This is a genomic window from Dyadobacter sp. CY326 (assembly GCF_021390515.1).
In the GTDB taxonomy this organism is placed as follows: Bacteria; Bacteroidota; Bacteroidia; order Cytophagales; family Spirosomataceae; genus Dyadobacter.
Genome location: NZ_JAJUXI010000001.1, coordinates 46,774 through 59,088, shown reverse-complemented (window position 1 = coordinate 59,088; position 12,315 = coordinate 46,774). Strand labels below are relative to the sequence as shown.

The following is a 12,315-nucleotide window of genomic DNA, read 5'->3' as shown; positions in this document are numbered from 1 at the left end:
CAAAGCCGTAAGAGTAAGTCAAACAGGGGATTAGTGGAGCCGGTGGTGTTGCAGCATCATCGGCTCATTCATTGGAAATCAGTAATAGATTCTTGGCATAGGCAGTGTTGAATTTTAGGGGTTGGGTAAGTCAAAAGCAACCTTTACTCGAAATGATAATGCTCGCATCCAGCTGCTCATATTCTGCACCGATCGTTTTGCAGATCAGGTTTATTTTTTCAAACAACGGCTCATCGGACAGGGAAGCGGTCAAAAAACAGTTTTTCATCACATCCGCGTCGTGTATGATTTTCACTCCGTAAGACTTTTCCAGCGTTTCAAAAACCTCGGTAATCGGCGTGCCTTTAAATTCAAATGATTGGCTCTGGATTGGTAATTCCAACAATTTCGGATTGGGAACGAGGCTCCTGGTCAGGCGTAACTCTTTGGGAGTGAAGACGATTTGCTGATTGGGCGTCAGAATCATTCCGCCAAGCTTATCGTCTGCCTGCTGCGTGGCCAATGCTTCTTTGGTCATCGGAAACACCGAAACCCGGCCTGTCTTTACAACAACTTTGACTTCTTTATCACCTTCGAATGCGCTCACTTTAAAGCTCGTGCCAAGCACTTTCGTCGCCAGTGTGTGTGCGTATACAAAGAAGGGTTTGTCGGGATTTTTGGCAACCTCGAAAAAAGCTTCACCACTCAGGAAAACTTCTCTTTTACTGCCTTCAAAGTTCGAAGGATAAGTTATGCGGCTGTTCGGCTGCAGTAAAACCGAGCTTCCGTCTGCCAAAACGATCAATCGCGCCTTGTCTGTAACGTTTTCTTCTTTCACCAAAGGCTCCGTAATCTGACTTAGAATTACTTTATATTGATCCGATTGCTGTTGTGAAGGCGTTTGTTTGTTGAACCACCATCCTGCGAATATCAGCAGAAGCACGGACGCTGCCATTTGAAACCAGTTAGGCCTAAAACGCATCCATAAGCCCATTTTCTTCGCCTTCTTCTCGCCGATTGCATGCGACAACCGATAGATTTCATTCGCAATTTCATCCTCAGATATTTGATCAAAAGCGGCTTCCGTGTTCAGCAAAAAGTGCCTTGCTTTTTCCACAAGTTCACGCTTGTCCGGATTCATTTCGAGCCATTCCGCCCATAGCGCATCTTCCTCCGGATCATTATTCAATATCCAGCGTCGGAAAGAAGGTTCTGCTGCTAGCTCCTCCGGAAGAAAATTGCGGTAATTGTGCATATCAGGCAAATAATTGTATGGCTAATTTCTATAAGGATGCACTTTCCTGCGGAGAATACTCTTTTTCTGGGAATTTATTTTTTTTGAGGTTAGGATGGAAACTTTAAGTGACCGAAGAATCATTGAGCAATGCCGCTTATTCATTGCTTTTGAAACTTGCGAAAAGCTTTGCGTTCTTCGAAGCAAGTAAACAAATGGTTTCATCAATAATTAAACAACGACGAACATGAAAAGTGCAAATGAAATGTCCGCAATGAATGTCTTTTTTAGGCCGATTAAATTCAGTTTGATTTTGATCGTTTTCTTCATTCAGTTTACGAGTTGTAAGCGCGACGACGAGCAAGATCGGCTAACGGGAGTTTACGGTTCAGTGGTTGACAAAAACGGAAAAGGGGTCGATAGTGTGGAAGTTATGATTTATGGAAAGCCGGCATATAAAGATCCAGTGCTATTACAGAACACGTATACCAATGCATTAGGCAATTATGATGTGACCTTAAATGTGCCGGATAACTTTGATGTGTTACATATCACAGTTCCTTCTGCTACAATCGAAAGCGAAGAAGGTCATGTTTTTGGAAAACCAATTCCAGATTCTACATCGCTTGCTCAATGGGGTCTCGTAACCATTGGAGAGAAGGCTAGGATAGATTTTAAGCTCGTAACCAAGTGGTAAATCATCTAAATATGAATTTTAAATGATTTGTAATTCAAGACTGATCGATCCGATCAGTCTTTTTTATTGCTAAGCATTATTTGAAAAATGACAGGAACATTATCAGCCCCACGCCAACAAATTTCATCTGTGTTTTCAGCGCTGTGATGGCCTTGAAGAGCAGATTTGCGACGGATTGGCGGTTTACTTGCATGAGGTCGGCGATTTGCTCGTTGTCCATTCCTTCGAAATATTTCAGGAAAACGGCTTCTTTCTGGCGGCGCGGGAGTTCTTCAATGGCCGACCGGACCTTAATCTGGTTTTCGGAGTAAATTTCGCTTCTTTCAATTTCCGTTTCGACCGTCTGGAAATCGGAAATGTCGCCAATCTGATCAATGTCCAGCGCCGAGTTGGACGGATTATTCCTGCGGAATTCCTGCAAAAGCTGATTCCGCAATGCTTTCAGGAAATAAATTGAAACAAACTGAATGTGGATCGTCTCACGCTTCTCCCAAATGTGGATGAGCAATTCCTGAATGGAATCTTTAATAAACTCTCTGTCGGAAGTGAAGTTGGTCGCGTAATTGAATAGCGTTCGATACTGCTTGTCAGCAAGTTGACAAAATGCAAGACTATCACCGGCCTGAGATTGTTGCCAGAGATTCAGAAGAAGGACATTCTCCTCAGCGATGCGTTGTCGTTTGTTCAAATCTTATTGGAGTCAGAGAACAAAGTAACTGCTTAATCACTGTATTTTAAAATATAAGTAGGACTTTATTTTATATTTTAAAATTAGATTTCGAGTTATTGTATTATATCAAAATATAAGTTTGCAATTCCGCAGCGGGCAGTTGCACATCGGCTCCGCTTAGTGCGACAAAGCATTGTCAGCCTGAGCGGAGCCGAAGGCAGGTGTACGACTTTTACACCCTACACATAAGCAATGCAGTCAATTTCAACCAGTGAGTCACCCGGCACGCCGCCGTAAACAGCAACAGTTGTGCGGCATGGTGGTTTGTTGCCAAAGCGGCCTTTGTAGGCTTCATTCATTGCTTTGTAATCATTCAAATCATGAAGGAAAACGCTGCATTTCAGCACTTTCTCCATCGAAGATCCTGCCTTGATCAATTCTTTTTCCAACTCGTCCAAAACGTGCTTCGTATGCGCAGTGATGTCCCCTTCAAAGTGCGCGCCTTTTCCGGCTACGAACACCATATTGTTGAATTTGGTGTGACCAGAAAACAAAGGCACATCCTGATACATCACAACATCGCCGACTTCCTTTTCGGGTGCAGCCACAGCAGGGGCAATTGCTTCTGCTTTTGAAGCGACTCCGATTCCGGCCACTCCGGCAATCGAGGCGAATAATTTTTTGAGGATTGATCTTCTTTCGGACATGATTGTTTTATTAAGTTATAAAAGGGATGGATTATGCTCTTTTCTTTTTGCTCTTTTTGGCAATTTTTTCGTTGGCAGGCATTGTGATTTTCCAGATGCTTCCGCCCGATTTGTTGCCTCCTTGTTTGCCGCCGTATTCGATGATGTACAGGATATTTCCAACAAGCAATGCATCGGTAGGCGAGGTGAAGCCGTCGATAATGCGGGTTGTTTTTACTTTGTAATTGTCTGTTGCTTTGTCATATTCCATTTTCAGGTGCAGCAAATCTCTGCCTTGCTTTCTTAATGGACTAGGGTTGGCGACGCCGTTTCTTGGGCCGCCTGTGTAACGAATGACAAAACCGTCGCCGGTGAAATCTTTGCCCAGGTCTTTTTTCGTGTCAAAAAACAATCCTAATGGTGAGGAATGTGCATTGAATGTGCTTACGCCGACTTTGGTTGAATCACCATCGAAGACCAGCCCGGTTTTCTTATCGCGATATTCGTTGGCATCGGGACCCATGTTTTGAACGCCGGGGGTGAATGTTACACCAGCTGGTCTTTTTGGAAAATCCGGATCGTTGTGAAAATACTTCATCAGCCATGCAAAAGCAAATTTGCTCAAAAACGGATCCGTGTCTGGGTTCGGCTGATAATCGGGATATTGCTGGGGGTTGTCAATGCCGCCCATCACCCATGGAAAACCATAATGATGGCCCTGCCTCACCCAGAACATATCTTCCGAATGGTCGTAATCGCCGGAATTGGAAACTGCGAAAAGGTTTCCTTTCGGATCAAAAGCCATGTCATAGGCATTGCGAATGCCTTCTGCATAGAGATAACCTTCTGCTTTCAGTTTTGCGGCGTCGTCAACGAGCAACAGATCTTTTGAATCGATTGGGAAACGGTAAATGTTGGATGTCAATGCGTTGTCGCGCGCGTTTGGATATTCGCCGCCATTGTCCTGCACTTCGCCGTGATCCGTTCTTGCGCCTGTGTTTACGAAAATATACTTGCCATCCGGGCTGATTTCCAATGCATTCCACCCATGATCAAACGTGGTTTTGTTTGCCCCATATTCCACCGTGTTGAAAACAACGGTCATTTCTGGTTTTTCCCCGCCACTTTTAAGCTCATATCGGACCATTCGGCCTTTATTGCCTTTGTTGTTATTGACATTAATATTTCCGGCCAAAAAGAGCGTATTTCCTTTGAAAGCAGCTCCTTGCAGACGTGTGATGCCATGATCTTCTGCACTCAAAATTTTCTTGCTTTCGGGCTGTCCGTTGGTTGTGACGATCTTTAAAACGTCACCAAAGAATGTTGTATAATAAATATCTCCGGTAACCGGATGCTGAATGATGCGCACCGCTTCCGGCTCGATCTTCATGTAATGCTCAATCGTAATGTCGTCCCGAAGCGATTTCGGTGTGTTGGTGACGGTTTCTTTTTGTTGGGCCAATGCATTGCTTGCAATGACCGCAAACAGAAACGCGGCGATTTTTGGTTTGAAAAAGCGGCTGATTGTTGACATTTTTTATGTTAAGGGGTTCAGTTTTATTCAGTTTTGCCTAAATGCCGAATGTACGCGACGAGCTGCCAGCGCTGCTCATCGGTAAAGACGTCCTTAAACGGAGGCATGTTGCCGCGACCGTTTGCTATTTTCCAAAAAATAGACCCGTCACTCTGGCTTTTGACCAATGTGTCGTGAAAATTGGCCGGTTTTTGTCCCAACGCACCGCCCGCAGCACCATCGCCGTAACCCGCATCGCCATGACAAGCAGCACAATATAATGTAAAAAGCTCTTCACCCTGTGCGAGCGTAAGCGGTTCTTCGTGATACGGACTTTTCAGCGTGTCTGCCCAGGCTGGCGCTTTCCAGGGGTCCTGGGTCAACTTTTGGTCAATGGTTTTGGAAGAAAATCCTGCGAGGACAATGCCGGTAAAAATAACAGCACTTGCTGCTAAAATGTTATTTGTGCGCATTAATGTAAGTGAAACGTTGTTTATAAATCTTGCGATTCTCCCTCCAACCCCTTAAAGGAACACTCAATTGCCGGAGAGTAATATCCGCTTAAACGAGGTTGGAAGGAGAAAAGCGTTTTTGTCAATTCATGCTTTCCACAGTTGCCCTGACTTTCGAAACTTCTTTGGCACTGACTGCGCTCGCCTTGTTTCCGAAATTACGGCGGATATGCGTCAAAACTTCTGCTATTTCTTCATCCTTTAAAAAACTGTGCTGCGGCATAACATTGTTGTAGGATTGCCCTTTGACTTCAAGCGGCCCATCCAAACCTTTCAGCAATACTTTTATAAGTCGCTCTTTGTCACCAGTTACCCAATCAGCGCCGCCGAGTGGAGGAAAGCGCTGCAAATCGCCCATTCCGTTGCGCTGATGACAAGCCGAGCAGTAAACGCTGTATACTTTTCCGCCGGCAACGGGCTTGTCTTTGTCCAGATTGTCGTTGATTATGTCCGGTGTGCGAATGTTGGACATGGATTTCCTTTTTTCCATTTTTACCAAATCGGTTTTCGCAAACTGCTTCCTATCGCCTTTGTAAGTAACTTTCCAGATCTTTCCTTTTTCGGTTTCCGCAATGTAAAGCGCGCCATCCGGCCCCATAGCAAGGCCCATCGGCCGATAAACTGCGTCGCTTACATTCACGATTGGGTCTATTCCTGCAAAACCATCTGCAAACACTTCATAATCACTGGAAGGCTGGCCGTTTTCAAAAGGAACAAAACCAATGAAATAACTCGACTGCGGATACGGCGCACGATTTGTGGAGCCGTGAAATGCGATGAACGAACCGTTTTTATAGCGGTCCGGAAAATGGTTTCCCTTGTAAAAAAGAATGTCGTTTGGAGCCCAATGGCCAGGAAATCCGATCAATGGCTTTTCGTATTGGTCGCATCGCCCGACTTCGTTTCCATCGCCGCCATATTCGGGATTAAGGACTTTTTTGCCCTGCATTTGGTCATAATAACAATATGGCCAGCCCGCGTGCGTGCCTTCTTTGATCCGTAGAAATTCCTCCGACGGAAGCATTGCGCTTTGCCAGGGTGAGTAAATCTGCGGAAACAGGCGCAGCAAATCGTCGCGTCCGTGCTGCACTGCATAAAGATTGTTGTCAGCAAAGTTCCAGTCAAGCGCTACAACGCTGCGTAATCCGGTGGCGAATTTCAGGCCATCTTTCTGCAACTGGCCTTTTTTATTGGCATCGAAGCGCCATATCCCGCCGTGATCTTCCAGAATCGGGCAGGGGTCCAGGCCGCTCGATGAGGGAATGCGGTTATCATCCTGACATGCATTGGAATTGGCTCCAAATGGCACATACATAAATCCTTTGTCATCAAAAGTGACTGGTTTCGCAATGTGCTCGTGCATGCCGTGCGCATGGTCGTCTGTCAAAATAACCTCTTCTTCGCTTGTAGGAACGAGCTCGCCGGGTTTCAATTTGTATCGGTAAACAATCAGCTCCGAACTGAAATAGAGATAACCATTGTAAATCCGCATGGCAGTTCCGTAAACGCCTTCGCCACCCCGGCCACCAAATCGCTTGATTACATCTGCACGCCCGTCACCATTCGTATCCCGCAATGCGATGACGGATTCGCCTTTTTTAGCAAACCTTGCTTTCACATAAATATCGCCGTTGTCATTGATTGCAAGATGTCGCGCACGACCCGGCAAGCTGTCCACAACCACAGTCGCCTCGAAGCCATCCGGCAGGAATAATCCGCCATTTTTATCATTGATAACTCCATTTTGTTGAATCCCACGCCCGGTAAAACCCAAAGCAAAAAGCACCAAAATGGAAGCTGAAAGTTTGAACGATTTATAACGCATTGGTCAAGAGGAGGAGTTTAGGATTGCGTCAGCTTATTTTAGGTAAATGGGATTTGCGATGCCGTTGAGGTCATAGACGATTTTGCCGCCCATAATCGTCATTTCACATTCCAGCTTCTCTTTGCCTTCCATTTTAAAACCGGTTTTGTCATAAAAACCGAAATTTCCTTTTCGCATAGAAAAAATGGCGACGTCGGCGATTGCGTTTTCAGACATGTGGCCCAGGTTTTCTCTCTTAATGACTTGCGCCGGAGCCCAGGTGCTGGCTTTGATAACCGCTGGCAGATCCATACCCATGACATAAAATTTGGACATAATGCTCAGCATATCTTTCATGGAGCCGTTCATGCTGCCCGTATGAAGATCCGTGCTGATGGTGTTGGGGTAAAATCCTTGCTTAATGGCCGGAATTGCTTGTGAATAGTTGAAGCTCGCACCGCCGTAACCCACGTCGAAAATGATCCCGCGCTTGCGTGCTTCCAGAACAAATGGCCGCACTTTCTGCGCCTTTTCGTCCACAATGGTTTCTCTGACATTGCCTTCGAGCAATGTGTATGCGTGTGTGAAAATGTCTCCCGGGCGCAGGTGTTTTAAAAATAAATCTTCCAATGGAAGTGGCGGCGTGCTTCCGCCAAAATCAATCATCACCGGCATGTTGGCCAATTTGCCAGCCTTAACCGCATTATCAACGGGTTTCCAGTCATTGCCGATAAAATGCGCAACTTTGAAACCGACAATGTCATTCTTGTTTTTAAGCGCAACGCCGGCAGCCAGCTCCGGATTCATGTCGCTCGTGTCCTGTTCGTAATTTCCGCCGCGCATGCCTTCTCCCACAATGTTCAGGAAGGAAAGAACCCGCGTTTTGGAGCTGAAAATGACATTCTTTTTAAATTCCGGAAATGATTCCCAGCCCGCGCCGCCTGCATCCACGATCGTGGTGACGCCTACGCGAAATGTAAAGCCATCGGGCGGTAACGCAACCAGACCATTACTTAAATAATGGTCTGGTTGCGTTCCAAAAAACACGTGTCCGTGCATATCAATGAGGCCGGGCGTGACATACATGCCTTTGGCATCCACGACCTGTCGGGCTTCCTTCGGATCAATGTCCTTGGCAACCTTCTTGATCTTTCCTTCAAATATCCCCACGTCCATCACTTGGTTGAGGTTATTTTTAGGGTCAATCACCGTTCCGCCTTTGATCAATATGCTGTAAGTTTGCGCGTTAACAACAGAGCTTTGACAGCATATCAGTAAAATGATAAGCAGAAATTTGTGTTTCATTTTTTATAGGGCTTAGGAATAGTATTCGGTAATGCAAAGTCTTAAACAACCGCCTTGGACAATTCTTCTTTCAGGCGGGTTGCTACAATTTTTTCTTCGCCCGGCTTCAAGCACCAGGTTGTAATGGTCAATGTGTTGTTTTCGCCCGGCATGATTTCGATGGATGGATCGCCTTTGCGCATATTTTCCTGCAATAACTTCACAGGCAGACTTACTTTGGCTGCGTCCCACGAAATTCTGAGTGTAGGCGTGTGGTTTCCGAGTTCAGGCGCAAATGTCTCTACATTCACACCCGCCACGCTTTTTGCTGCATTGCTGATCACTGCAGCACGGTCTTCCCACATTTTCCACTCTTTCTTGTGGTCCATCTTCACAAACTTTTCCAACGCTACATACATGCCGAGAATCTCTTCCTTATTCACTTTCATGCCTCGCCCGATGGTTGAACCGCGTGGCGGCATGCTCAATCTTGCTGCGTCAATCAGATGTTTTTTGCCCATCAGGATGCCCGCGCTTTGTGGCCCGCGCATGGCTTTTCCTCCCGAAACGCACACAAGATCGAAGCCCATATCATTGAATCGCCAGAGGTTTTCCACCGGCGGCACATCTGCAGCCATATCGATCATGGTCGCAATGCCATTCTTTTTCGCGATTTCAACCCATTGCTCATGCTTAATCTGTCCCTTATCCGATTGAATATGCAGGAACCAAAGCAGAGCTGTTTTCTCGTTAATGGCTTTTTGTAATTCTTCAACCGTCTCAATTTCAATGATTTTGCAACCTGTGTTCGTCAATGCATGCGAATAACCAATATTATGGCCCTTCTGAATGATCACTTCGGACTTCATTCCGGTGCCTTCCAAATGCGGCAATGCTTCCACTTTTTTAGGATCCATTCCGGTTAATACGCCGGCCAGTCCCAATGTCAATGCAGAAAAGCAGCCAGCCGTAACCACGGCCGCCTCGGCGTGGGTTAATGCAGCTATTTTTTCTCCAACCTTGGTTTGCACTTCGTCCAGCATCATGAACTCTTTCGCCGCACCCTGGATCGTTTCCACAACCTCATCCTGCATCAACGAACCGGTCATAGCCGTGTAGGTACCCGCAGCATTAATAAAAGTTCGGATGCCTAGTTCCTTGGCCAGATTTCTCACGGGAAGTTTAGCAGCGAAAGTCGCAGCTTCGGCACTGCCATTGCCCAAAAATCCGCCCAGCAAAGGAAAAGCGGAAAGGTGTTTAATAAGATCTCTACGGTTTATCATGATTTTGGAAAGGACTTGGATTAATGATAAGGGTTCTAAAAGTGACTTTGAAAGGATCAACAAATGTAAGGATGCAGGAAATGCATGCTGATACTCTTTTTGCAAAGATTATTTTTTACCAATTCAGAAAATTATAAAATAAACTTTGGTCAATGTAAATTTTAACGTCCTTTTAATTCGGTGCAGAATATTTAGTCAAGAAAAAGCTGCTTCACGCAAACCGGCGTAGGAATGCTGATTTCTTTTTGAGTGTAAGTGAGCTGACCCGTTTGGGCATTTCTTTTGAAAAATACCACATTATCATTGTCCCGATTGGTCACAATGGCAAGCTCGCCTTTTTCATCGATCATAAAATTACGCGGGTGTTTGCCATGCGTTTCAGCGTGTCCGGCAACGGTTAGTTTGCCTGTCTGGGCGTCGACGGCATAAATCGCCAAACTTTCATGACCACGGTTGGACGCGTAAAGGAATTTGCCGTCAGGTGAAAAATGAATGTCCGCCGCAAAACTTTTCCCTGTAAAATCCGCTGGAAGCATCGTAACGCGTTCCAAAGGCACGAGCGCGCCTGAGTTTTTTACGATTTTAAAGGAATTGACAACCGAGGCCAGCTCGCAAGCCGAATAACCAAAGTTCCCGCTCGGATGAATTGCAAAGTGGCGCGGGCCGTCGCCAGCCTTCACTTCGGCATAAGGCACAGCTCCGGGCGTTAATTTGCCTGTCTTTGGATCCACAGCATACACCATGATTTTGTCAATGCCTAAGTCAGAAGCGTAAATGAATTTGCCGTCCGCAGAAGGAATAACCGAATGCATATGCGGTTTCTGAGAAGCTGCGCCTTTGTCCTGAATGCTGTCTGCCGCTACACCGATCGTTCCGTCGCTGTTCAACAAATAAACGCCTAATTGTCCGCTGCCGTAGTTAGAAACATATAAAAACCTTCCTTTGGGGTCCACGCTCACATGGCACGGGCCTTTACCGAGCGATGATTTTGAATTCAGCGTTTTCAGCTTTCCGGCCGCATCAATGGCGTACGAAGAAACCGTGTTGTTTCCTTCATTCGCAGAATAAAGGAATTTTTTATTGGGATGAAATTCAAGGAATGATGGGCTGTTTTTATTAGTCAAAACCTGTAATTCCTTGAAAGACAAGTTGCTTCTATCAAACTCATAGACGTAAATTCCTTCACCTTTTTGGGTGTATGTGCCAATGTAAAGGATCTCTTTTTGTCCGGATTTTTGTGCAAATGTCATGATCGCGGAGATTAGTAAAATGAATGTGAAGATGGTTTTGCGCATGGGGCAGGAATGTTTGTGGATGATAACGAGAAGTCTTAACTGGTTTCTATTCAAATATCAATGTGCCGAATTTGCTAAACTCATGAAAGCTGCCGCCCGTTTTTTGCCAGGAGTAATAGGCCGTTTTAGCGTCGTAATCGATTCGGTAAAAATTTCCCCGCCACTTCGTCCCCGACTTGGGTGCGGATGTCACCATTGGACTCATGAGTGCATACGGAATAAAAAACTCCGCTTTCCATCCTTCAACCGACGCCATACTTTTTTTCTGGCCGCCTTGCGCGCTTGTTGCGTGCTGCACGCGGTTGCGGTCGGTGTAATGCCAGGCTTTCCAGCCTTCGGTTTTGCCTTTGATGTTGGCAATGATAATGGGCAGCTCGTAATCCAGCGGCGAAAGCTCGTATTCAAGGTAAATGGGCACCGTCGTGTCAGGCCACAAGAAAACTTCTACGACATCTTCCTTAAACAGCAGGCCATAATCTTCCATAATGGTCGTTGTCAGCTTCTTATCTGTGCAGTCGAATAGGAAATAAAGGCCTTTTTCAGAATAAAGGATTTTGACTTTGGTGGTAAACTGTTTGCCCGGCGCGGCTTGGTTTGGGCCTTTTTGGACAGTGATCTCAAAAGCCTTGGCTGTGGACCAGTTGGCCGCGTTGCCTTCGCCATTAATCTTGAAATCGGTTGTTTTTTTGATCACCAACGACGAATCGGGGATTTCCGCCTGCGCATTGGTGCCCGCTAAAATTCCTGCCCACAAGAGCAGGAGGACATATCTTTTAAACATTATTTATGGTTTAGGATTGAATTGGTCCCGCCGAAGCAGGTTATGGCAAGTTCATTAGGTTTTTACATATTACCAAATCGCCACATAATCTTTGGAATGATTATTTAATGGAAGGCTGTATTGAACAAAAACCTTTTAACTGTAAAATATTATGATACGCGAAAGAGGAGAACCCGCAATAGCTGATACCAGCAAGCCAATTTTAGAGGCGCCTGTATTCCAGGATTTTCCACAAAATACACAGCAAACCCGCTCAGTCGCTGACGATCCGGATTTGATTGGTGACGACGACGATGATGACGCCGACGATGTGCTTCCAGCGGATGCAGTTGACGATGAAGACGATGATTTGCTTGACGATGAAGAGCCGGTAATTGTTGATGGCGACGAAATCGTTGACCTGGAAGATGATGAAGATGACGATACGCTATAACTTTTGCGTCTCAAAATAGCTGCTTTCAGCAGAAAATGGCAAGCCCCGGGACCGATCGTCCCGGGGCTTTTTTGTGGACGCAATGAGTAATGATATTCTACCCGGCGCTTTTCCAGCTAAATAAGGAAGATTATTGTCCTCACT

Annotated in this window: 12 protein-coding genes; 2 read left to right on the top strand and 10 right to left on the bottom strand. The window is 45.7% G+C overall.

The window, feature by feature from the left end; translation table 11 throughout:
- Window positions 1-130: 130 nt before the first annotated feature.
- Window positions 131-1,234 carry a FecR family protein gene (locus LZG73_RS00310; RefSeq protein ID WP_233845493.1) on the bottom strand — a complete coding sequence of 368 codons (1,104 nt, stop codon included), beginning with the start codon at window positions 1,232-1,234 and terminating at the stop codon, window positions 131-133.
- 226 nt (window positions 1,235-1,460) lie between these two features.
- On the opposite strand from LZG73_RS00310, the gene LZG73_RS00305 reads away from it, so the two are divergent.
- Window positions 1,461-1,910 (top strand): hypothetical protein, encoded by a 450-nt coding sequence (locus LZG73_RS00305; RefSeq protein ID WP_233845492.1) that lies wholly within the window; start codon window positions 1,461-1,463, stop codon window positions 1,908-1,910.
- Between the two features lie 76 nt (window positions 1,911-1,986).
- On the opposite strand, the gene LZG73_RS00300 is transcribed toward LZG73_RS00305, so the two are convergent.
- The 9 genes from LZG73_RS00300 to LZG73_RS00260 all read right to left on the bottom strand — a co-directional run bounded on the left by LZG73_RS00300 (window position 1,987) and on the right by LZG73_RS00260 (window position 11,738).
- Window positions 1,987-2,598, bottom strand: coding sequence for an RNA polymerase sigma factor (locus tag LZG73_RS00300; RefSeq protein ID WP_233845491.1), 612 nt, complete (start codon window positions 2,596-2,598; stop codon window positions 1,987-1,989).
- Window positions 2,599-2,819: 221 nt separating this feature from the next.
- A complete protein-coding gene (locus LZG73_RS00295; RefSeq protein WP_233845525.1) occupies window positions 2,820-3,290 on the bottom strand; it encodes a RidA family protein in 471 nt (156 codons plus the stop codon).
- Window positions 3,291-3,318: 28 nt separating this feature from the next.
- Window positions 3,319-4,800, bottom strand: coding sequence for a sorbosone dehydrogenase family protein (locus LZG73_RS00290; protein ID WP_233845490.1), 1,482 nt, complete (start codon window positions 4,798-4,800; stop codon window positions 3,319-3,321).
- A 23-nt stretch (window positions 4,801-4,823) separates the two neighbouring features.
- Window positions 4,824-5,252, bottom strand: coding sequence for a cytochrome c (locus tag LZG73_RS00285; protein WP_233845489.1), 429 nt, complete (start codon window positions 5,250-5,252; stop codon window positions 4,824-4,826).
- Window positions 5,253-5,373: 121 nt separating this feature from the next.
- Window positions 5,374-7,116, bottom strand: coding sequence for a c-type cytochrome (locus tag LZG73_RS00280; protein ID WP_233845488.1), 1,743 nt, complete (start codon window positions 7,114-7,116; stop codon window positions 5,374-5,376).
- A 33-nt stretch (window positions 7,117-7,149) separates the two neighbouring features.
- Window positions 7,150-8,400 (bottom strand): amidohydrolase/deacetylase family metallohydrolase, encoded by a 1,251-nt coding sequence (locus tag LZG73_RS00275; protein WP_233845487.1) that lies wholly within the window; start codon window positions 8,398-8,400, stop codon window positions 7,150-7,152.
- Between the two features lie 41 nt (window positions 8,401-8,441).
- Window positions 8,442-9,662, bottom strand: a complete 1,221-nt coding sequence (locus LZG73_RS00270) for an aminotransferase class V-fold PLP-dependent enzyme (protein WP_233845486.1) — start codon at window positions 9,660-9,662, stop codon at window positions 8,442-8,444.
- 191 nt (window positions 9,663-9,853) lie between these two features.
- Window positions 9,854-10,957 (bottom strand): lactonase family protein, encoded by a 1,104-nt coding sequence (locus LZG73_RS00265; RefSeq protein WP_233845485.1) that lies wholly within the window; start codon window positions 10,955-10,957, stop codon window positions 9,854-9,856.
- A 46-nt stretch (window positions 10,958-11,003) separates the two neighbouring features.
- Window positions 11,004-11,738 carry a carbohydrate-binding family 9-like protein gene (locus LZG73_RS00260; protein WP_233845484.1) on the bottom strand — a complete coding sequence of 245 codons (735 nt, stop codon included), beginning with the start codon at window positions 11,736-11,738 and terminating at the stop codon, window positions 11,004-11,006.
- A gap of 151 nt (window positions 11,739-11,889) precedes the next feature.
- Between LZG73_RS00260 and LZG73_RS00255 the strand changes: the two genes are divergently transcribed.
- A complete protein-coding gene (locus LZG73_RS00255) occupies window positions 11,890-12,171 on the top strand; it encodes a hypothetical protein (RefSeq protein ID WP_233845483.1) in 282 nt (93 codons plus the stop codon).
- The last annotated feature ends 144 nt before the right edge of the window (window positions 12,172-12,315 follow it).

Bases quoted from the DNA above. Each gene is read 5' to 3' on its own strand.
- LZG73_RS00310 (WP_233845493.1), bottom strand. From the start codon at position 1,234: ATGCACAATTACCGCAATTTTCTTCCGGAGGAGCTAGCAGCAGAACCT.
- LZG73_RS00305 (WP_233845492.1), top strand. From the start codon at position 1,461: ATGAAAAGTGCAAATGAAATGTCCGCAATGAATGTCTTTTTTAGGCCG.
- LZG73_RS00290 (WP_233845490.1), bottom strand. From the start codon at position 4,800: ATGTCAACAATCAGCCGCTTTTTCAAACCAAAAATCGCCGCGTTTCTG.
- LZG73_RS00285 (WP_233845489.1), bottom strand. From the start codon at position 5,252: ATGCGCACAAATAACATTTTAGCAGCAAGTGCTGTTATTTTTACCGGC.
- LZG73_RS00280 (WP_233845488.1), bottom strand. From the start codon at position 7,116: ATGCGTTATAAATCGTTCAAACTTTCAGCTTCCATTTTGGTGCTTTTT.
- LZG73_RS00275 (WP_233845487.1), bottom strand. From the start codon at position 8,400: ATGAAACACAAATTTCTGCTTATCATTTTACTGATATGCTGTCAAAGC.
- LZG73_RS00270 (WP_233845486.1), bottom strand. From the start codon at position 9,662: ATGATAAACCGTAGAGATCTTATTAAACACCTTTCCGCTTTTCCTTTG.
- LZG73_RS00265 (WP_233845485.1), bottom strand. From the start codon at position 10,957: ATGCGCAAAACCATCTTCACATTCATTTTACTAATCTCCGCGATCATG.
- LZG73_RS00260 (WP_233845484.1), bottom strand. From the start codon at position 11,738: ATGTTTAAAAGATATGTCCTCCTGCTCTTGTGGGCAGGAATTTTAGCG.
- LZG73_RS00255 (WP_233845483.1), top strand. From the start codon at position 11,890: ATGATACGCGAAAGAGGAGAACCCGCAATAGCTGATACCAGCAAGCCA.